Annotated in this window: 19 protein-coding genes and 1 pseudogene; 10 read left to right on the forward strand and 10 right to left on the reverse strand. The window is 68.5% G+C overall.

Annotation, left to right across the window (positions count from 1 at the left end; translation table 11 throughout):
- Window positions 1-7: 7 nt before the first annotated feature.
- Both BKA16_RS16220 and BKA16_RS16225 read right to left on the reverse strand, forming a co-directional pair.
- The gene (locus BKA16_RS16220) at window positions 8-1,189 is read right to left on the reverse strand and encodes an MFS transporter (RefSeq protein ID WP_183371656.1); all 1,182 of its coding nucleotides are present in this window, start codon (window positions 1,187-1,189) and stop codon (window positions 8-10) included.
- A complete protein-coding gene (locus BKA16_RS16225) occupies window positions 1,186-2,319 on the reverse strand; it encodes an alkaline phosphatase family protein (RefSeq protein WP_183371657.1) in 1,134 nt (377 codons plus the stop codon). Before BKA16_RS16225 ends, BKA16_RS16220 begins: the two co-directional genes overlap by 4 nt.
- Window positions 2,320-2,401: 82 nt before the next feature.
- Here BKA16_RS16225 and BKA16_RS16230 point away from each other — a divergent pair, with 82 nt between their 5' ends.
- From BKA16_RS16230 to BKA16_RS16240, 3 genes are all read left to right on the forward strand, one after another.
- Complete coding sequence (locus tag BKA16_RS16230) at window positions 2,402-4,126, forward strand: AMP-binding protein (protein WP_183371658.1); 1,725 nt, start codon at window positions 2,402-2,404, stop codon at window positions 4,124-4,126.
- 126 nt (window positions 4,127-4,252) lie between these two features.
- Window positions 4,253-4,606 carry a DMT family transporter gene (locus BKA16_RS16235; RefSeq protein WP_183371659.1) on the forward strand — a complete coding sequence of 118 codons (354 nt, stop codon included), beginning with the start codon at window positions 4,253-4,255 and terminating at the stop codon, window positions 4,604-4,606.
- On the forward strand, window positions 4,603-4,917 hold the full coding sequence (locus tag BKA16_RS16240) for an SMR family transporter (protein ID WP_183371660.1): 315 nt from the start codon (window positions 4,603-4,605) through the stop codon (window positions 4,915-4,917). The genes BKA16_RS16235 and BKA16_RS16240 overlap by 4 nt, the downstream gene beginning before the upstream one ends.
- Before the next feature lie 22 nt (window positions 4,918-4,939).
- On the opposite strand, the gene BKA16_RS16245 is transcribed toward BKA16_RS16240, so the two are convergent.
- The gene (locus BKA16_RS16245; protein ID WP_343067469.1) at window positions 4,940-6,469 is read right to left on the reverse strand and encodes an ATP-dependent DNA ligase; all 1,530 of its coding nucleotides are present in this window, start codon (window positions 6,467-6,469) and stop codon (window positions 4,940-4,942) included.
- Window positions 6,466-7,134 (reverse strand): nitroreductase family protein, encoded by a 669-nt coding sequence (locus tag BKA16_RS16250; RefSeq protein ID WP_183371661.1) that lies wholly within the window; start codon window positions 7,132-7,134, stop codon window positions 6,466-6,468. Before BKA16_RS16250 ends, BKA16_RS16245 begins: the two co-directional genes overlap by 4 nt.
- 75 nt (window positions 7,135-7,209) lie before the next feature.
- Between BKA16_RS16250 and BKA16_RS16255 the strand changes: the two genes are divergently transcribed.
- Together BKA16_RS16255 and BKA16_RS16260 are read left to right on the forward strand one after the other, a co-directional pair.
- A complete protein-coding gene (locus BKA16_RS16255; RefSeq protein WP_343067613.1) occupies window positions 7,210-8,112 on the forward strand; it encodes an alpha/beta fold hydrolase in 903 nt (300 codons plus the stop codon).
- 266 nt (window positions 8,113-8,378) lie between these two features.
- Window positions 8,379-9,335 carry a mechanosensitive ion channel family protein gene (locus BKA16_RS16260; RefSeq protein ID WP_183371663.1) on the forward strand — a complete coding sequence of 319 codons (957 nt, stop codon included), beginning with the start codon at window positions 8,379-8,381 and terminating at the stop codon, window positions 9,333-9,335.
- Window positions 9,336-9,428: 93 nt separating this feature from the next.
- Here BKA16_RS16260 and BKA16_RS16265 read toward each other — a convergent pair whose 3' ends face one another.
- Together BKA16_RS16265 and BKA16_RS16270 are read right to left on the reverse strand one after the other, a co-directional pair.
- The gene (locus BKA16_RS16265; protein ID WP_183371664.1) at window positions 9,429-10,115 is read right to left on the reverse strand and encodes a response regulator; all 687 of its coding nucleotides are present in this window, start codon (window positions 10,113-10,115) and stop codon (window positions 9,429-9,431) included.
- Window positions 10,097-11,698 (reverse strand): sensor histidine kinase, encoded by a 1,602-nt coding sequence (locus BKA16_RS16270; RefSeq protein WP_183371665.1) that lies wholly within the window; start codon window positions 11,696-11,698, stop codon window positions 10,097-10,099. The genes BKA16_RS16265 and BKA16_RS16270 overlap by 19 nt, the downstream gene beginning before the upstream one ends.
- Window positions 11,699-11,801: 103 nt before the next feature.
- On the opposite strand from BKA16_RS16270, the gene BKA16_RS16275 reads away from it, so the two are divergent.
- On the forward strand, window positions 11,802-13,175 hold the full coding sequence (locus BKA16_RS16275; RefSeq protein ID WP_183371666.1) for a cation:dicarboxylate symporter family transporter: 1,374 nt from the start codon (window positions 11,802-11,804) through the stop codon (window positions 13,173-13,175).
- 299 nt (window positions 13,176-13,474) lie between these two features.
- On the opposite strand, the gene BKA16_RS16280 is transcribed toward BKA16_RS16275, so the two are convergent.
- Window positions 13,475-13,891, reverse strand: coding sequence for a CoA-binding protein (locus BKA16_RS16280; RefSeq protein WP_183371667.1), 417 nt, complete (start codon window positions 13,889-13,891; stop codon window positions 13,475-13,477).
- Window positions 13,892-13,993: 102 nt separating this feature from the next.
- Here BKA16_RS16280 and BKA16_RS16285 point away from each other — a divergent pair, with 102 nt between their 5' ends.
- Window positions 13,994-14,506, forward strand: a complete 513-nt coding sequence (locus tag BKA16_RS16285; RefSeq protein WP_183371668.1) for a YdeI/OmpD-associated family protein — start codon at window positions 13,994-13,996, stop codon at window positions 14,504-14,506.
- A 5-nt stretch (window positions 14,507-14,511) separates the two neighbouring features.
- Here BKA16_RS16285 and BKA16_RS16290 read toward each other — a convergent pair whose 3' ends face one another.
- Window positions 14,512-14,955 (reverse strand): nitroreductase/quinone reductase family protein, encoded by a 444-nt coding sequence (locus BKA16_RS16290; RefSeq protein WP_183371669.1) that lies wholly within the window; start codon window positions 14,953-14,955, stop codon window positions 14,512-14,514.
- 89 nt (window positions 14,956-15,044) lie between these two features.
- On the opposite strand from BKA16_RS16290, the gene BKA16_RS16295 reads away from it, so the two are divergent.
- Both BKA16_RS16295 and BKA16_RS16300 read left to right on the forward strand, forming a co-directional pair.
- A complete protein-coding gene (locus tag BKA16_RS16295) occupies window positions 15,045-17,381 on the forward strand; it encodes an FUSC family protein (protein ID WP_183371670.1) in 2,337 nt (778 codons plus the stop codon).
- Complete coding sequence (locus BKA16_RS16300) at window positions 17,378-17,896, forward strand: methylated-DNA--[protein]-cysteine S-methyltransferase (protein WP_183371671.1); 519 nt, start codon at window positions 17,378-17,380, stop codon at window positions 17,894-17,896. The genes BKA16_RS16295 and BKA16_RS16300 overlap by 4 nt, the downstream gene beginning before the upstream one ends.
- Before the next feature lie 36 nt (window positions 17,897-17,932).
- Here the strand turns inward: BKA16_RS16300 and BKA16_RS16305 are convergent.
- Window positions 17,933-18,674: pseudogene (locus BKA16_RS16305) on the reverse strand (aldo/keto reductase).
- A gap of 151 nt (window positions 18,675-18,825) precedes the next feature.
- Window positions 18,826-19,245 carry a nitroreductase family deazaflavin-dependent oxidoreductase gene (locus BKA16_RS16310; protein ID WP_183371672.1) on the reverse strand — a complete coding sequence of 140 codons (420 nt, stop codon included), beginning with the start codon at window positions 19,243-19,245 and terminating at the stop codon, window positions 18,826-18,828.
- A 151-nt stretch (window positions 19,246-19,396) separates the two neighbouring features.
- On the opposite strand from BKA16_RS16310, the gene BKA16_RS16315 reads away from it, so the two are divergent.
- The gene (locus tag BKA16_RS16315; RefSeq protein WP_183371673.1) at window positions 19,397-20,221 is read left to right on the forward strand and encodes an NAD-dependent epimerase/dehydratase family protein; all 825 of its coding nucleotides are present in this window, start codon (window positions 19,397-19,399) and stop codon (window positions 20,219-20,221) included.
- Window positions 20,222-20,304: the final 83 nt, after the last annotated feature.

Below are 20,304 nucleotides of genomic sequence, written 5' to 3' on the forward strand. Positions count from 1 at the left end.
GGGCCGCCTAGACCCGGACGCCTCCGGCGCGGCGCGAACTCGTGTAGTCCGCGACGCCGACGGCGGCGGCGAGCAGGGCGACGACGCCCGCGAAGACCAGTCCCGCATCGCGCAGTCCGAGGGGGCCCGCGAGCAGTCCGACACCGATCGCGGGGAACGCCAGCATCACGTAGATCACGATGAAGAACGCCGAGGAGACGCCGCCGCGCTCGGCCACCGGCACCTCCTCCACGGTGGTCGCCAGGCCGACGTTCATACAGATCCCGCACGACGTGCCGACGCCGATCGCCGCCACGATCAGGGGCGCCAACAGGGGCCCGGCCAACGCCCACGCCAAGAACCCCGCCGCGACCACCATCCCCGCGCAGGCACTCGGCATCGCCCACCGGCGCGGAATCCACCGCGCGAGCAGCTGCCCGGACGCGACGAAGGCGAACACGAGGAAGACGACGAAGCCGGCCAGCGCGTGATCGGTGAGCGCGAGGTCGTCGGCGAGAAAGATCCCGGTGACGGCGGTCAGGACTCCGCCGGAAGCGAAACCCGCGCCCGCCGCGAGGGAGCCGCGGACGAAGGCACCGCGGATCTGAGCGGGCACTCGCAGACGCTGCACCCGGAAGACGAAGCCGCCGCGCGGCCCGGGGGCCTCCCCGAACAACCGCATGCCGACCAGGGCGATCACCGCCAGCACCAGATGAGCCGCGAACGGCACCACCAGGGGCGACCGACTGATGTCGGCCAGTACCCCGCCGCCGAGATTGCCGATGGCGAGGCCGCCGGAGTTGACCGCGACGGCGAGGATTCCGGCGCGCGCCCGCCGATCGGACGGGAACAGATCGACGATGGCGGCGGTGCCCGCACCGGTCATGAGGCCGGCACTGACACCGGAGAGCACTCGACCCACGATCAGGGTCGCCAGGCTCGCCGGGATCAGGAACATGATCGCGCTGAGCACTGCGAACACGAGGGAGGCCACCAGCACCAGGCGGCGCCCGATCTGATCGGAGAGCCGACCGAACAGCAGCAGCGCCCCGAACACGCCGCACGCGTAGACGGCGAACAGGATCGTCACGGTGAGCGACGAGAATCCGAGTTCGTCGGCGTAGATCGGGTACAGCGCGGTGGGAACGGTGGTCCCGATCATCGCGACCAGGAACGCGAACGAGGTCGCGACGACGGCCGTGCGGCTCATCGACGCACCACCAGCGGCACGAACTGCTCATCGTCCGACCATGCGCCGTGATGCCCGACGAGTGTGGACTCCATCGGCTCGGCCTCGGGGCGGAGCAGGACGGCGTCGCCCTCGGCCACGGCGATGACGTCGCCGAAGCGAGCGGCGATGCCGGGCTCGGGCCGGATGTCGCCGAACCAGTGCTCGTCGAACGCCTGCTCGCGGGTGGCGACGCGGGCGTGAGGACCGAGAGTGCCCGCCCAGGTCTGGGCGACGTCGTCGCGCGCATCGAGTCGATCGAGGTAGACGTGGCGCACGCGCGCCTCTCCGGCGACGGCCCGGACACCCCGATGCAGCTGCGGTGCCGCGTCGAGGTCCACTCTGGTCCCGGCGCTGATCATCCCGTGGTCGCCGGTGATCAGCAGGGTGCAGGTGGCAGGCAGATCGGCGTACAGGTCGGCGACCGTCTTCTCGACGGCGCGCAACTGCTCGTGCCATTCGTCTGACTCCGGTCCGTGCAGGTGCCCGGCCATGTCGAGTCCCGGGTAGTAGGCGTAAGCGAACCGTCGATCGGGACCGTCGTGCCGGGCGACGGCGAGGATGCCCGCACGCACCTCGTCGAGTGTCGACGCCGGATGGACGGTTCCGGCCGCACGGAACGCCGCACGGGTGAGCCCTGACGTCGCCTGATAGCCGGGGACCACGTAGTGGACGTCGACACCGCGGGCGGCGAGCGCCTCCAATCGGCTCGGCCCGGTCTGGATCGACTCGGGCTCCGCCTCGGCTCGCGCATCGGGACCGTCCGCGTTGTCGTAGGTCCAGCGCAGCGCGTTGAGCGTCCGAGGCCCTCCCGCTCCGGTCGGGACGGCGAAGCTGTACCCGATGACCCCGTGGACGGCACACGGCGCTCCGACGGCCAGGCTCGTCAGACTCGTCGCCGTCGTGGCCGGGAACCCCGCCCGCAAGGTGGTCGTGACGTGTCCGGCGAGGGTGGGCGCCTCATGGGCGCCGCGGATCAGCAGTTGCGCGCCGAGCCCGTCCACGAGCAGCACCACGACGTCGCGATTCTCCTCGATCGCGAGCGGGTTCGGATCGGACACTCCGAACGACGCGGCGACCGACGGCAGGACGTCGGCGAGTGTGTGCTGCATGGAATCCACACTCGCATACCGTGACCGCACCCCTCTTCGGAGGGGTGTGACTGCAGTCACCTGTGGTGGGAGAATCTCATCCATGACCACATCGCCAGCAACCGACAGTCTCCGCGCGGCGCGCGACACCCTCCTTCGTCTCCGGTCCGACTACGACGATGCACTCGCCGAGTTCTCCTGGCCCGACGTCGGCGACACGTTCAACTTCGGCCACGACTGGTTCGACGCGTACGCGCGCGGGAACGACTCTCCCGGACTCGTGATCGTCGAGGACGACGGATCGCGGGCGTCGTACTCGTTCGGACAGTTGTCGCGTCGATCCGACCAGGTCGCCGCCATGCTCCGGGACTCCGGCGTCCAGCGCGGGCAGAGCGTGATCGTCATGCTGAACAACCAGGTGGAACTCTGGGAGTCGATGCTCGCGATCATCAAGATCGGCGCGGTCATCATGCCGACGACCACCGCGGTCGGTCCGGCCGATCTCGCGGACCGCGTCGCACGAGGCGACGCCGTCGCCGCGATCTGCAACGTCGCCGACGCCCCGAAGTTCGCCGATGTCGCGGGAGTCGGCCACCGCTTCGTCGTGGGCGGGGACGCGGAGGGATGGCGCGACTACGCGACGGCGTCGGACATCGAGGATCCGGCCGTCGAGCATCCCGGGAACTCGTCGACCGACCGGCTCCTGCTCTACTTCACCTCCGGCACCACCAGTAAGCCGAAGCTCGTCGAGCACACGCACGTCTCCTATCCCGTGGGGCACCTGTCGACGATGTACTGGCTCGGTCTGCGGCCCGGCGACGTCCACCTCAACATCTCGAGCCCGGGCTGGGCCAAGCACGCGTGGTCGAACTTCTTCGCACCGTTCCTCGCGGAGGCCGCGGTCCTGGTCTACAACTACGCCCGGTTCGACGCCGTGGCGCTTCTCGGCCGCATCACCGACGAGCACGTGTCGACCTTCTGCGCCCCGCCGACCGTCTGGCGCATGCTCATCAACGCCGATCTGTCCGGCGGCCGACCCGATTCGCTCCGGGAGGCGATCGGTGCGGGCGAACCGCTCAACCCGGAGGTGATCAGCCAGGTGGAGAAGCACTGGGGTCTGACCATCCGCGACGGCTTCGGTCAGACGGAGTGCACGGCCTCGATCGCCAACTCCCCCGGCCAACCGGTGAAGTCCGGCTCCATGGGGCGGCCGCTTCCCGGCGTGCCCGTCGTCCTCGTCGACCCGGAGACCGGCGAGAGGGTCGACGGCCCCGGCGAGGGCGAGCTGTGTCTCGATCTGAGCGGTGCACAGGGTCGCCCGCTCACGCTGATGACCGGCTACCAGGGCGATGAGGAGCGCAATGCTCTCGCCATGTCCGGCGGCTTCTATCACACCGGCGACGTCGCCGAACGCGACGACGACGGGTACATCACCTACATCGGTCGCACCGACGACGTGTTCAAGGCCTCCGACTACAAGGTCAGCCCGTTCGAGTTGGAGAGCGTCCTCATCGAGCACGCCGCCGTCGCCGAGGCCGCCATCGTGCCCGCCCCGGACGCGGTGCGCCTGGCCGTTCCGAAGGCGTACATCGCCCTGGCGCCCGGCTACGACCCGACCGCCGACACGGCCCGGGAGATCCTCGCCTACGCACGTGAGCACCTTCCGCCGTACCTGCGCGTGCGCCGAGTCGAGTTCTTCGAACTTCCGAAGACGATCTCGGGGAAGATCCGCCGTGTCGAACTCCGACGCCGCGAGGACGACCACGCCGACGAACGATTCGGCGGGGAGTTCCGCGACGAGGACTTCGGCATGCGCGGCGGCAGCTGATCCCCAGCGGCACGACCGGAACGAAACCGGCCGTCGCCGAGGAATACTCGGCGGCGACGCGATGTTGACGTCGGCGGACCGGACCCTGTCTCTGCGGGGTCCGGCCCGCCGACGAACGGAGATCGCATGAAGGCATGGGCGCTGCTGCTCGCGGCCATCGCGCTGGAGCTGGCGGGCACCCTTTCGCTTCGCGCGTCGGTCGATCACAAGGCGTGGATCGCGATCGTCGTCGTGGCGTACGTCGGCGCCTTCGTGCTCCTCGGGCTCGCATTGCGCACCGGTATGCCGATCGGTGTCGCCTACGGTGCGTGGGGTGCTCTCGGCGTCGCCGCGACCGCGGTGCTCGGCTGGGTGATCTTCGACGAAGCTCTCAGTGCCCTCAGCATCGTCGGCATCGCTCTCGTGATGGTCGGTGTCGTGGTGGTCGAGAACGGTTCGCATCCGCCCGCCGAGAACACCGTGGACGAGGTGTCCGCGTGAGCGCCCTCTGGCTGTCACTGGCCATCGTCAGCGAGCTCGCGGCGACGCTCTGCCTGCGCGCATCCGACGGCATGCGCCGCCGACTGTGGCTGATCCCCACCGCGTTCGGCTACGTCGCGTCGTTCGTCCTCCTCTCGTTGACCCTCGCCGCAGGGGTCCCGGTGGCGATCGCCTACGGCGTGTGGACCGCCGTCGGCATCGCCGCGGTCGCTCTGCTGGCGCGCATCGTCTGGCGCGATCCACTCACGCCGAGGATGATGATCGGCATTGCGATCATCATCCTCGGCGTCGTACTGATCGAAGCGGGCTAGGAGACGCGCTCCAAGACAGTCCTCAGCGCAGCAGTCCGCGAATCGTCGAGATGGTGTCCGCCTCGCTCGGGCTCTTCGCATCGACGCCGGTGCGGTACCGCTTGACCCGGGCGAATCGCAGGGCTGCGCCTCCGGGATAGCGCGTCGACCGCTGCACACCGTCGACGGCGATCTCGACGACGGTCTCCGGCCGCAGTCGGAGCACGTGGCCGTCGTCGTGCTCGGCGATCGTCGGAAAGTGCTCGGTCTGCCAGCGCAGCAGATCATCGGTCAGCCCTTTGAACGTCTTGCCCACCATCACGAATCCGCCCGGCTCGCCGTATTCGCCGTCGGGATCACGCGCGCCGAGGTGGATGTTCGACAACCATCCCGACCGACGACCGGATCCGCGTTCGACGGCCAGCACCACCAGGTCGTAGGTGTAGACGGGCTTCACCTTGATCCAGTGCGCACCTCGTCGGCCCGCCGCGTACGTCGAATCGAGCGCCTTGACGACGATTCCTTCGTTGCCGGCGGCGAGCGCGTCGTCGAGCACCGTCTGCGCGGCCGCGCCGTCATCGGCCGGGACGACCTGTCCGGGGATCAGGCGGGCACCGACCGTCGACGCGAGGATCTCCCGCCGTACGCTCAGCGGCTCGTCGACGAGCGAGCGTCCGTCGGCGTACAGCACGTCGAAGAACCAGACGGTCAGGGCGTTCTCCCCCGCGTCTCCGAAGCTGCTCATCGTGTCCTGGAAGGGGCGGGCCGCGCCGTCTTCGTCGAGGGCCAGGGTCTCGCCGTCGAGGACCAGATCGTCCCCGGGCAGACCTCGCACCACGTCGACGACGTCGGGCACGCGGGCCGTGATGTCGGCCAGGCTGCGGGTGTAGGCGGTGACGGTCCCCCCGACACGATGTATCTGCAGCCGGGCTCCGTCGAGCTTGAACTCCACCGACGACGCGCCCGCGGTCCGGATCGCCTCGGCCGCCGTGGACGCCGTCGCCGCGAGCATCGGCTGCACGGCGACTCCGGGCGTGAGTCCGACACCGCTCAGATCGTCGCCGTCGATCACCGCTCGCACCGTTCGACCGAGGTCACCGGTGAGCATGGCCGCACGTCGGACCGTCGCCTTGGGAAGGTCCGCCGCGATCGCCGCCGCGTCGACGACGACGCCGTCGAGTGCGCCCGTCCGCATCTCCCCGATCATCACGCGCACGAGGTAGTCCTGCTCGTCTGCGGTCGCCGCTCGCAAGAGGCCGGTCAGGATCTCGGTTCGCCGAGCGGCCGATCCCGGACCCGTGCTCGCGGCCAGGACGGTGAACGCCGCATCGACATCGCCGACGGTCAGCCGTGCCGACGCCGCGGGCTCGGGCCGGATCCGGTCCAGTGTCCGCCAGCCGACTCTCAGACGCCCTTGGACCGGTCTGCCGAGCACGAGGCCGACCACGGCGACCACATCGTCCGAGCCGGCGGCGATCAGCAGACGCGCCAGCACGTGCGTCTTCGCCGTTCTCGACCGCGTGGCGGCGACATCGGCGACGGCCGACACGACCTCGACGAGCGCGGTGGTCACTGCGCGCCGAACGGCCGGCCGTCGAACCGCTCGGCGGTGACGAAATCGGCGACGGCCGCTCGTGAGAGTCTGGTGAGCTGCTTCACGGGCCGCCCGATCGGCAGCACCGCGGCGACGGCGTGGTGCTCGGGAATCGCGAGCAGTTCCCGAACGGCGGGCTCCTCCGCCGAGGCCATCGTGGTGATGGTCCCGCCGAGTCCGTGCGCACGCGCGCCGGTCAGGATGTTCCAGACGAGCGGATAGATCGAACCACCGGGCACCACACCGATCCGCTCGAGGTCCTGATCGGTCGCGGCGACCACGGCGAGGTCGATCGTCACCACGAGCAGGACCGGTGCGACGGCGAGCGGCCGGACGAAGGAGTCGACACCGACGACGTCGTCGAGTTCGTCGGCGGTGACCGCGGTGGGGTGCACCGGATTCCACGGATTCTCCCCCGCCGCCTTCTGCGCCAGATACCGGCGCGCACCCGTCCTGCTCAGATCCGCCAGCGCCCGCTTCGTGTCCTCGTCGCGGACGATCACGATGTGCGCCCCCTGCCGGTTGCCACCGCTGGGCGCGAAGCGGGCGGTGTCGAGAACGCCGAGCAGGGCCTCGTCCGACACCGGATCATCGGTGAACTCGCGCGCCGCGAACGTCGTCCTGACGACCTCGCTGTACTCCATCACCCCATCTTCGCACGGTATCGGCGTCCACCACCGCGTCCTGCGCACCGGTAGGCCATGATGGACCTCATGGCTATCCGCGAAGGCACGGCGACCGTCGGCGACGTCGACCTGTTCTACGACGAGTTCGGTTCGCCCGACGATCCTGCGGTCCTCCTGATCATGGGACTCGGTGCCCAGATGGTCTTGTGGCGGACGGAGTTCTGCGAGCAGATCGCCGCTGCCGGATACCGCGTGATCCGATTCGACAACCGCGACAGCGGCCTGTCGACCAAGTTCGACGGCGCGCGTTCGGGAGGCGGGCCGCTTCCACTGAAGCTGCTCAAGTTCTTCGTCGGTCTGCCCGCCGCGGGATCGGCCTACACGCTGACCGATCTGGCGAACGACGCGGCAGGGGTCCTCGATCACCTCGGCATCGACCGGGCGCACATCGTCGGCGCGTCGATGGGCGGCATGATCGCTCAGGTCTTCGCCGCCGACCACGCCGATCGCACGCTGTCCGCGACGGTGATCATGTCGAGCAACAACCGCGCATTCCTCCCGCCGCCCGGACCGCGCCAGCTCCTCGCACTGCTGTCGCCGCCACCCAAAGGCGCCGGTCGGGAGGAGATCATCGCGAACTCCGTCGCGGTCAGCGGTGTCATCGGCAGCCCTGTCTACCCGCCTGCCGCCGAGACCGCCCTCGCCCGCGCCACCGAATACTTCGACCGCTGCTACTACCCGATCGGCGTCGCTCGGCAGTTCGCCGCGATCCTGGCGTCCGGGTCGCTCGTCGGGCACGACGAGCTGATCGGTGCGCGCACCCTGGTACTGCACGGCACGCACGACAAGCTGATGCGCGCGTCCGGTGCGCGCGCCGTCGCCCGGTCCGTCTCGGACGCTCGTCTCGTCATGGTCGACGGTATGGCGCACGACCTTCCGGAACCACTCTGGGATCGGATCATCGGCGAGTTGACCCGGCACTTCGCCGCGAGCTGAGCAATCTGACCGACCCCGCGCCGTGAAGCGAATGGCGGAGAATCTCCCATTCGCCGCCATTGCCGTCGAACGGCCCCAATAGGTCGACTTCTACTTTTAGCGAGAATCCCCGTTATATAATCGTTATACAGGGGAATTCCCACCTCATAACGCTTTTCTCACGACACTCCCCTCCATTCATGTCGCGCCGGACCCGTATATGCGTTACCAACGCCTTACGGCCGCAAACACTGACGCTCTCGCGTCAGCCGAGGAGGGAGACACATATGGCCACCACGATCGCGATCGACTACGGTGCGGGAATATCCGACGCCTGGTCGTCGGTAGCGAATTTCGTACCGAAGCTCGTCGCATTCCTAGTGATCGGACTGATCGGCTGGATCGTCGCGAAGATCCTCGCCAAGATCGTCACCGCCGTTCTTCGCAAGGTCGGATTCGATCGATTGACCCAGCGCAGCGGCCTGTCGACGATGCTCGCTAAAAGCGATTACGACGCCGTATCGCTCCTCGCCAAGGTCGTCTATTACGCGATTCTTCTGATCACGTTGCAATTGGCGATCGGCGTATTCGGACCCAATCCGATCAGCGATCTGTTGACCCGATTCGTGTCGTGGCTGCCCAAGTTGTTCGTCGCGATTCTGATCATCGTGATCGTCGCCGCGATCGCCCGCGCGGTCAGTGAACTGATTCGCGGCGCACTCGGCGGAGCGTCGTACGGCCCGATGATCGCGACGATCGTCTCGGTCCTCATCTGGGGCGCCGGAATCATCGCGGCTCTTAATCAGATCGGCGTCGCGACGACGGTCACCACACCGGTTCTCGTGGCCGTTCTGGCGACCATCGGCGGCGTGATCGTCGTCGGTGTCGGCGGCGGTCTGATCCGACCGATGCAGGCCCGCTGGGAGACCGCGCTCGACAAGGTCGCCGAGGAGATCCCGGCTCGTCGCGCCGAACGGAAGCAGCAAGCCGCCGCCGCGGGCGGTCGTGGTCAGCACGCCGCCGCGGCCCAGCAGCAGCCCCAGACGCAGGCGTACTCGCAGCCCGCGACCGGTCAGACGCAGCAGATGCCGCCGCAGAGCCCGCCGACCGGTCCCCAGCAGTACCCGCACCAGTTCGATCCGTCGCAGCCGTACGACCAGCCGCCGCAGCAGTACGGCGGCTACGGTCAGCAGCCGGGTCAGTACCCGCCGCCGCCTCCGTATCCGGACGACCGGCGCGAGTAGCCCGAACACGCAGTGCGGAAGGGGGACGCCGTCACCGGTGTCCCCCTTCCGTTGCACCCGTCCTTCGGTTGCACCCGTCGCCGAGCACGTCGCTCACCGCCAGCGGTATCGGTTCTGCGGTCTGCCGCGCCCACCGTAGTCGGGTACGCGCTCGCAGACGCGATCGTCGGCGAGGCGTTCCAGGTACCGCCAGGCCGTCACCCGTGACACCCCGGTTCGTTGAGCGATCTCATTGGCGCTCAACGCTTCCGGAGACTCACGCAGGGTCGCGGTGATCAGTTCGAGGGTCGGCGCGGCGATACCCTTCGGCGTCGCCGGACCCGCCGCGGGTTCGCGCAGCGCGGCGAGCGCCGCATCGACTTGAGCCTGCTCCGCGTCGGCGCCGTCGAGCATGCGCCGGTACTCCCGGTAGTGCTCGAGTTTGGCCGAGAACGCGGCGAATGCGAACGGCTTGATCAGGTACAGGAGGGCCCCGCGCGCAACGGAGGTTCGGACGGTGTCGACGTCGCGGGCCGAGGTCACCATGATGACGTCCGGTCGCGGCGTCATCCGGGTCACTGCTCCGGCCACCTCCAGACCGCTCATGTCGGGGAGTCCGACGTCGACCAGGAGCAGGTCGATGGGTGCCGGTCCCTGCGCGGCGCGGCGGACCCCGTCGATCGCCTCCGCTCCGGTTCCGACCGCGGTCACGACGTCGAATCCCGGGACCCGCCGGACGTACTCGGCGTGCGCGGCCGCGATGCGCGGCTCGTCCTCGACGATCAGGACTCGGATGCCCATCGATCCTCCTCCCCGCGCACCGGCAACACCAGTTCGACCGTCGACGGGTCCCGATGCACGGTCAGCGTACCGCCGCGCCTGTCCGCCAGTTGCCCGAGCAGGGCGAGCCCGAGCCCTCGCCCGTGCACCCGATCGCCGCGGTCCTTGGTGGTGTATCCGCGCGCCCGCGACCGAGCGAACTCGTCGTCGTCCATGCCCGGCCCGCTGTCGGCCACGCGCAGCGACCACGACCGGTCTCCAGTCGGTCCGGCGTCGACCTCGACCCAGCCGCCGGGCCCCGCGGCGTCCACCGCGTTGTCGACGAGATTGCCTACCGCCGTGAGAGATTCGGCCGGCGTCAACGGCCCGCCCACAAGGTCGGCTCCGGCCGCCACCGTCACCTCAACCCCGACGGCTGCCGCCTCGGAGATCTTCGCGACCAACAGCGCGGTGACCGCCGGATCGGCGGCGGACGCCAATTGCTCGACGACGCCCTGCGATGTCGTCAGCTGCTGGGTGGCGAAGTCGACCGCGTCGTCGCGCCGACCCAACTCGATCATCGTCACCACCGAGTGCATGCGGTTGGCGTGCTCGTGTGCCTGAGCACTCAGAGCGTTCGCGAGCGACCGCACGGCGTCGAGTTCACCGAGCACATCCTGCAACTGCGTCCGATCGCGGATGGTCAGCACGGTGCCGAGCCGACCGGTGCCGCCGGACACCGCCTGCCGACTGGCCACCAGAACTCGACTTCCCGACAGGTGGATCTCGTCGACGAGGTCGTCGTCGCCGCGTAGCGACGCCGGGAGGTCGGCACGCATGATCGGCCCGTCCGGCAGATGCAGCAGGCGACGCGCTTCGTCGTTGACGACGGCGGCTGGACCGTCGGGTGCGGCGTCGTCGAAGACGATCATGCCCTCGGCGATCGCGTGCAGCACCGCGTCGTGGTGTTCGTACAGTTCGCGGAGCGCGTCCGGCGTGAGGCCGAGCGTCTGCCGGCGCAGTCGGCGTTCGAGTCCGAGCGACGACGCGACGGCCGCCGCGAGTCCGATCAGCACCACCGCGATCACCGCGGGAAGACTGCCTCGCACCTGGTCGGACAGATGCTCGCGCGTGACGCCGGCCGACACCAGTCCGACGATCCGGCCGTCGTCGTCGCGCACCGGCGTCACCGCTCGGATCGACGGTCCGAGGCTACCGGTGTAGGTCTCGGTGAAGGTCTCCCCGCGCAGTGCCCGATCGATGGTGCCGGTGAACTTGCCGCCGATCCGCGCGCGGTCGGAGTGCGTGTATCGGGTCCGGTCCGGCGCCATCACCACGATGAAGTCCATACCGGACGCTCGGGAGACGGCGTCGGTCGTCGGCAGCAGACGCGCGGTCGGATCGGCCGATCGCAGTGCGTCGCGCGTCGACGGGGCCTGAGCGATCGACACGGCGACCGCCACCGTGCGCTCACGCGCGTCGTCGTCGGTGCGCGACCGCTCATGCCAGACCGCCGCGACCGCGCCCAACACCGCGACCACCACGAGCAGGGCCACTTGGGCGGCGAACACCTGGGTCGACACGGCCGGACGCCATCGTCGCCGATGCCGCTGTTCGACGTTCATCGCCCTGCCTTCCCCGTGTACAGAATGAACACAAGAGTGCTCCCGATCACATGCACGCTCATGATTCTCGTATTCGCCGCACGAGAGTCGAAGGAGACCTGCAGTGACATCATCGTCGAATACAGCGTCGCACCCCGGTGCGACAGGCCGCAGACGCGACCGCACGCACTTCCTCTACATCGCCGTCATCGTCGCGGTGATCGCCGGCGTCATCGTCGGAATGGTGTGGCCGGAGGTCGGCAAGGACCTCAAGCCGCTGGGCGAGATCTTCGTCAATCTGATCAAGATGATGATCTCGCCGGTCATCTTCTGCACCATCGTGCTGGGCATCGGCTCCGTGCGCAAGGCCGCGAGCGTCGGCCGCATCGGCGGTCTCGCTCTCGTGTACTTCATCGTGATGTCGACCTTCGCACTCGGCATCGGAGTCCTCGTCGGCAACGTCCTCAAACCGGGTACCGGCCTGCACGTGACCGCGGGATCGGGCGCCGAGTACGCCGAGCAGGCGCACGAGGGCGGCGGCACGTGGGGCTTCATCAAGGGCATCGTGCCCGACTCGATGCTGTCCGCGCTGACGTCGGGCAGTGTGCTGCAGACCCTGTTCATCGCGCTTCTGGTCGGCTTCGCGCTGCAGGCCGTCGGCGATGCGGGCGAGCCGATCCTGCGCGGTGTCGCCCTGATCCAGAAGCTCGTCTTCCGGGTGCTCGTGATGATCCTCTGGCTGGCTCCGATCGGCGCGTTCGGCGCGATGGCCGCCGTGGTCGGCTCCACCGGATTCGACGCCGTGAAGCAGCTCGGTCTGCTCATGCTCGCCTTCTACATCACGTGCATCCTGTTCGTCTTCGTCGTGCTCGGCAGTCTGCTGCGGTTCGTCGCACACCTGTCGGTGTTCAAACTGGCTCGCTACCTGGCTCGCGAGTACCTGCTGATCGTCGCGACATCGTCGAGTGAGGCGGCTCTGCCTCGACTCATCGCAAAGATGGAGCATGCGGGCGTGCAGAAGTCGACCGTCGGCATCGTGGTCCCGACCGGCTACTCGTTCAATCTCGACGGCACCGCCATCTACCTGACGATGGCCTCGCTGTTCGTCGCCGACGCGATGGGCGCACCGCTGAACTACGGCGAGCAGTTCTCGCTGCTGCTGTTCATGATGATCGCGTCCAAGGGCGCCGCCGGCGTCACCGGCGCCGGACTCGCCACCCTGGCGGGCGGGCTGCAGAGCCACCGGCCCGAGCTCCTCGACGGCGTCGGGGTGATCGTGGGCATCGACCGCTTCATGTCGGAGGCGCGCGCGTTGACCAACTTCTCGGGGAACGCGATCGCCACGCTCCTCGTCGGGACTTGGACCAAGACCGTCGATCACGACCAGGCACGGCGCGTTCTCGACGGCGACGATCCCTTCGACGAGTCGCTCATGGTCGACGACCACGATCCGGCGGAGCCCGAACCGATCGCGAAACCCGAACCGGTGTCCGTCTGAGTCCGACGGCGATACGCACAGCCCGCGCCACCCAGGACCGTTGCATGTCACGTCGATACGGAAGGTATGACGACAACCATGCCTTCACTTATTTAGTAAGTGAAGGCATGGTTGTCGTCATACCTTCACCTGTGCCCGACAGCAGCCGGCCGACGGTCGGTTCGGAACTCGTCGACTGGGCGCCCCGGGGTGCCGCGCGAGTTGCTCACTCGTGGACAGCGTGGGCGGTACCCGGCGCGTATCGCACAGCACGCGACGCTCCCTCCGACGCGGCCGACGACCGAACCTGCCACGCAGCACTACGTCTTACGGATACCTGTTCGCCTCTGCTCGATGATCAGGCAGCGGTCCTCGACGTACAGCAGACCGGCCGACTCGGCGATCTCGCGGGCCTGCGCGCTGACGATGCCCAACTGCAGCCAGAGCGCGGTCGCACCGGCGGCCACCGCCTGGCGGGCGATCTCGGCGCAGTCGGCCGACGGCCGGAACACGTCCACCAACCCGACCTGTTCGGGAATGTCGGCGAGACTGCGGTACACCGTCTCGCCGACGATCTCGTCGGCGCGCGGGTTCACCGGGATGATCCGCCACCCGGCGCTCTTCATATACGCCGGGACCTCGTTCGCGGCCTTATTCGTGTCGGCGCTGGCTCCGACGACCGTGATCGTGTCGTAGGAGGCGAGGATCTGTTCGACGACGTCATCGGTGGTGGTCATGGATCCACTGTAGAACGATCAGGTTTCGAGAAGTCGTCCGTCACCGGCGACACATAGAGTCGACGTCGACGACGCGCCACTGGCAGAAAGGTAAGGAAGAACATGACCGTGGAGTTCACCGGACAGGTCGAGGAGATCAACGGCCGACGCCTCGTCCGGCTGCCCGCCGACGCGAGTACCGAACTGCCCTCGCGCGGACAGGTTGCTGCGACCGCTGTTGTGAACGAGACGCGGTTCGAGACCGTCGTCGAACCCGACGGCAACCGCGGCCACTGGATCCGGCTCGACGGGCACGCCGTCGACGCGGGCACGACGGTGACGGCGGCACTCGCCCCGACCAAGCAGTGGCCCGAACCGACGGTGCCCGACGACCTCCGGTCCGCCCTCGACGCGGCGCCGGACATCGCCGGTCTCTGGAACGAGATCACTCCGATGGCCCGCTGGGAGTGGGTCCGCTGGGTTCAGGCGACGAAGAACGCGCAGACCCGCGCTCGCCGCGTCGAGGTCGGTGTGTCGAAACTGCGCGACGGCAAACGACGCCCGTGCTGCTTCGACCTCTCATCGTGCACCGATCCGGACGTGGCGCGCAGCGGCGTCCTGATCGGCGCGAAGTAGGCCGGTCAGCGCCGCGGGGTGAGGACCACGACGGGGATGTCGCGGTCGGTCTTGCGCTGGTAGCCGTCGTAGCCGGGGTTGACTTTCACCACGGTCGGCCACAGTGCGGCCTTCGCGTCGGCGTCTGCGGTCACGGCCGTCCACGGTGTGGTCGTCTCCCGGAAGGTCACCTCGACATCGGGATTCGCGACGAGGTTCTTATACCAGTCGGGGTGGTCGGAATGACCGCCCTTGGATGCGACGACGACGATCCTGTCGCGTTCGAAGATCGGCGCCGTCAGCATCGACGAGCGGCGCTGCCCCGACGTGCGGCCCACGGTGTGCAGTTCGATCGTCTCCATGCCGAGGAGCTTCTTGGGGAATCGTCCACCGGTCACCGCCAACAGTGCGCGATGACCGTTCTCCAGAACCCAGGCACCGGCGGACGCGGTCGTGTCAGAGAAGTTCATACCGCCATCATGCACGCCTCGGCCAACAATGTCGATACCGTCCGTCACAGATAAATCGGTTCGGGCGTGCTGATAAAATCGGTGATCAAATGGCTCAGACTCCCACCGTTTCCGTACAGTCCGCGGCACCACTGACAACGGCGGGACGCACTCGCCAGACCTTCGGCGAGTGGTTCAACCGCTTTGTCGCGTCCGACCCGGGACTGACTCGTCTGCGCACGGCCGTGCAGATCGTGGTGTCCGTGGCGGCAGTCATTCTCGCCGAATGGATCTTCGCTCGGGTCGCGCACCCGCTCACGATCTCCGGTGATTCGGCCACGGCCGCCATGGAGAACCGCGCCGCCGGTGTGATGGGCATGATGGCCGGTGCGATGGTCGTGATGGTCTCCAGCTTCGCCGGACCGATGTTCGGTTCGATCCGCGACGGCCTCCTGGGACTGGCACTGCTGCCGTGCGCCATGTTCGTCGGCGTCGTGGCCGGACTCGCGCTCGAACACGTCAAGGTGGTCGCGCTGATCGTGATGGTCGCCGCGCTCGGCGGCGCGGGCTTCCTCCGCCGCTTCGGCGCGTGGGGCTTCGTACTCGGGCAGGGCCTCTTCATGGGCAATTTTCTGGGCTTCTTCCTGGCTCGGCTGACCGATGTGAGCGGCATCGGCTGGATCGCCGCGGAACTCGCCATCGGCGGAGCCGTCGCCATCGTGGCGCAGCTCGTGCTCTTCTATCCGAGTCGGTGGTCGGCGGTTCAGCGTCTGCGATCGTCGTTCCTCGGCCGCGCAGACGGGGTCGCGGCCGCGACAGTCGATGTTCTCGACCATCCGAACACGCAGCGGCTCCGCGTGCGGCAGCACCGGAAGCTGATCCGGCTCAACGAGACCGCGTTGATGATCGACGCCCAACTCGCCGAGAACCCGCGTCTGCCGGTCGGTACCACCGCCGCCGAGATCCACGGTCACGTGTTCAACGCCGAACTCGCGCTGGCGAACGCGGCTCGCTTCGCCCGGTCGATCGCCATCTCGCAGGTTCCGGATCGGATCCGCGATCAGGTCCGTGAGGCCATGGTCGCCATCGGCCACCGTGACGGCGACGTCATCGAACGCCTGGGATGTCGGCTCCGCGAGCGGCTGCGCGACGACGCGGTGCGCACGAGCGTCAGTGACGACGTCCTGGTGGTACTCCACCGCTTCGCGACGTCGGTCAGCGACTACGGACGCGTCGTCTCGGCGATCGGTCGGCAGCGATTCGAGCCGTACTGGGAGCGGCTCAAGGCCCACGACGTCCCCGAGCAGGAACGCTTCGAGGCGTCGGTCGCACTGGTCGCCGGCTGGCTGCCCGGCTCGTCCGCGGTCAGCGCTACCGCGTCGAAGGAGAAGGCCGCGCAGTCGGTCACGGCGCGCCTGGATCCGTCGGTGCGCGCCGGAATCCAGATGACGGTCGCGGCCGCGATCTCCGTCGTCGTCGGCACACTGATCTCACACGACCGCTTCTACTGGGCGGTCCTGGCGACATTCGTGACCTTCATGGGCGCGAACAATGCGGCCGAACAGGTCCGCAAGGGAGCGTTCCGTGTCATCGGCACCGTCCTCGGTGTGATCGTCGGCGCGATCCTGGCGCACCTCGTCGGAGAGAACGTACCGCTGTCGATCGCGGTGATCCTCGTGTCGCTGTTCATCGGCATCTACATGATGCGTATCAGCTACGCCTTCTTCGCCATGTCGATCACGATTCTGGTCGCCCAGCTGTACGTGCAGTTGGCGGAGTTCTCCGCGGATCTGCTCGAGATGCGGGTGGTCGAGACGCTCGTCGGCGCCGCGGCCGCGGTGGTCACGGTGATCTTCGTGCTCCCGTTGCGCACCAGCCGAGTGGTCCGCGTGGCCACGCGGGAGTTCCTCGACGCGATGTCGGCGATGGTGTCGGCGACGGCGCGTGTGGTGCGGGAGGACGAGGACTACCACCGTCTGGAGTCCGCGTCCCGTGATCTCGACGTCGCCTTCCAAGCACTGGAGGCCGCGACCTCGCCGAGTCGCGCGATGCTCCGTGTGCCCGGAACGTTCGGCGGCGTGAAACAGCAGTGGTGGGCGGCCGCGAATGCCGCGCACTCGTACGCGCGCGATCTGGTGGCCGACGCGCGGTGGTGCGACGGCGTCGACGGCGTGTCGGGCGAGCGGCTCGACGAGGCCGCTCGCGCCATGAACTCCTCGATCGCCGAACTCTCCGAAGGACTCTCCGAGCACCGATCGCGTCGCGTCTACGTGCGATCGGCGTCGAAGTTCGAGCGAGTCGCCGCCGTCCTCGACGATCACGGACGACTCACCCCGCGTCAGCTCGTCCTACGCGACCTCCAGCTGATCGACGGCGCACTGGCCGCCATCGCGGCATCCGCCGAGATCGAGGTGCAGGCCGTCGACACCGCGGTAGCGAGCCGATGACCGTGCGTCCGCGCGGACCGCGCCATACGGTGATCGCGTCACCGGTCGACGACGTGCTCCTGATCGCCGACGGCGACGAACTCGTGCGGGTCGTCTTCGCCGCCCATTCGGTCGGCGAGTCCGCTCGCGGACCGCTCGCCGCCGACGACGACCCCGTGCTCGCCGCCACGCGGCACCAGTTGCGCGAGTACTTCGACGGCGATCGGACGGCGTTCGACCTCCCGCTGCGCACCGACGGCAACGAGTTCGACACCGCCGTCTGGCATGCGCTCGCCGACATCCCGTGCGGCACCACGGTCACCTACGGTGACCTCGGAGAACGTCTCGGAGACCGACGACTGGCCCAGCGCGTCGGCCAGTCCGTCGGGCGCAACCCGATCCCGATCGTCCTGCCGTGTCACCGCGTCGTCGGCGCCGACGGTTCGCTCACGGGATTCGGCGGCGGACTCGCCCGTAAACGAATCCTCCTCGATCTCGAGGAGCCCGACGCCGACGACGGAATGCGGCTGTTCTGAGTCGGCGGCGCCGCGGCTTCGCGGCCCGTCCCGACGTCAGGCCTCGGCGATGACGCGCGCGAACGCCTCTTCCCGGTGGACGTCCGGATCCGGCCCGTTGCGCACCCCGGTGTCGAGCGCGTCGAGGCGGTCGAGTTCCTCGGCGGTCAGCGCGAAGTCGAACACATCGAAGTTCTCGGCGATGCGGCTGGGCGTCACCGACTTCGGAATCGCCGACCGGCCGCGCTGCAGATGCCGGCGCAGCATCGCCTGAGCCGGGGTCTTCCCGTGTGCGTCGGCGATCTCGTGCACGGTCGGGTCGGCCATCACGTTGCGGCGATCCTCGCCCGTCCCGGATAGAAGGTGATGCCGCCGATCGGCGACCACGCCTGAGTGAGGACTCCGTGCGTCGCGTCGGCGGCCTGCACCGCGGGTTGGGTGAAGTACGGGTGCAATTCGATCTGGTTCACCGCGGGTACGACGTCGGTCCCGCCGAGCAGCCGTTCGAGGTGATCGGGCATGAAATTGCTGACACCGATCGATCGCACGCGACCGTCGGCGAGCAATGTCTCGAGTGCGCGGTACGCGGCGACGGTGGTGTCGAAGCGGCTCGGCGCGGGTTGGTGAAGTCCCCCACCTCACGCTCATTGCCGTACGCCGCGGCCGTGTCTATATGCCGGTAACCCGTCGTCAGCGCAGCCTCGACGGCGGCGACCGTCTCCTCCGGCGGCGATTGGAAGACGCCGAATCCCAGAGCGGGCATGGTGATTCCGTTGTTCGACGTCAGATCGACTGTCATGGGATCGACCATACCGATGATGCGGTCGGCCTGTCGCTCACCGGCGCCGGCCCGTGCTCCGACACCGCAGGCGAAGGCCCGGCTCCCCACGCGAAGAATCGTGTGGAACCACCGTCCGTCACGAACAGCGGTTCCACACGATTCTCGGTCGTCACTCCAGAACGAACGCCGGGATCCTGCGATCGGTGTTCTTCTGGTACTCGGCGTACGACGGGAAGGCCGCCACGGCGAGCTCCCACCAGTGGGCGTACTCGTCGCCGTCGATCTCGCGGGCGGTCAGCTCGACCACCTTCTCGCCGTCCTGCACGGTGACCTGCGGGTTCGCCTTGACGTTGTAGTACCAGGACGGGTTCTCCGGTGCGCCGCCCTTGGATGCGACCATCAGGTACTTGCCGTTCTCCTCGACGCGCATCAGCGGGACGTACCGCTTCTTGCCCGACTTGGCGCCGGTGGTGGTGAACAGGACGATGGGACGGTCCTGGACCTGAACACCGTCGGTGGTCCCGGTGGACAGAATGGTCTCGGTCTGTGTGCGCACCCAGTCGACGGGGCTGAACTCTGCGTTGCTCATACCGGGGTTCAACCACGCGGCGTGCGGTCGGTATTCCCCTCGCGACACATCGCCGGTCATGTCTGATTCACGCGTTCGGTACGGTGTGCGGCCGAGGAGGACACACAGTCTCCCGTTCCGTCCGGGGCCGCTGTCGGCGCATACTCGTCCCATGCGCATCTTTCTCGCCGGTGGTTCCGGCGTCATCGGCCGTCGTCTCATTCCGCAACTCGTCTCGGCCGGTCATCAGGTGAGTGCGACGACACGTCGCGCCGGGACGGCCGATCGGCTCCGCGAACTGGGCGCCGACCCGGTCGTCGTCGACGTCTACGACGCGGACGGTCTGGCGGCCGCCGTCGCGGCGGCCGCCCCCGACACCGTGATCCATCAGCTGACGGACCTCAGCGACTACGACACCGACGCCAACGCGCGGCTGCGCCGCGAGGGCACCGCGAACCTCGTCGCCGCGGCCGAGGCCGCGGGCGTCGAGCGGATGATCACCCAGTCGATCGCGTGGGCGTACGTTCCCGGCGACTCCCCCGCCGACGAAGACGTCGAGATCCCGGAGGGTTCGGCCGTGCGAATCATGGAGGACCTCGTGTTCTCGATGTCGCACGGAACGATCCTTCGCTACGGCATGCTGTACGGTCCGACCACCTGGTACGAGCCGGGCGGCCGCGTCGCCGACGCCGTGGCGGCGGGCGCCTACCCCGCGACCGACGCCGTGACGTCGTTCGCGCACATCGACGACGTCGTCGCCGCGACCGTGCAGGCTCTCGACTGGCCCGACGGCGCGTACAACATCGTCGACGACGAGCCCGCGCCGGCCACCGCGTGGCTGCCCGTCTATGCGGCGGGACTGGGCGCGCCCGCGCCGGTCGTCACCGATCGTCCCGACGGCACCCCGCGCGGGCGCGGCGCGTCGAACGCCAAGGCTCGGGGCGTCGGCTGGTCGCCGATTCATCCGACGTGGCGGGAGGGGTTTCCGCAGATGTGATGCGCGCGACAGGGCGCCGGTGGAGCAGATTCGGCGCCGACCGCGTTACACCGTGTGACAGCCCCATCGACGACAGGAGCATC

It is taken from the genome of Gordonia humi (genome assembly GCF_014197435.1).
Lineage (GTDB): Bacteria > Actinomycetota > Actinomycetes > Mycobacteriales > Mycobacteriaceae > Gordonia > Gordonia humi.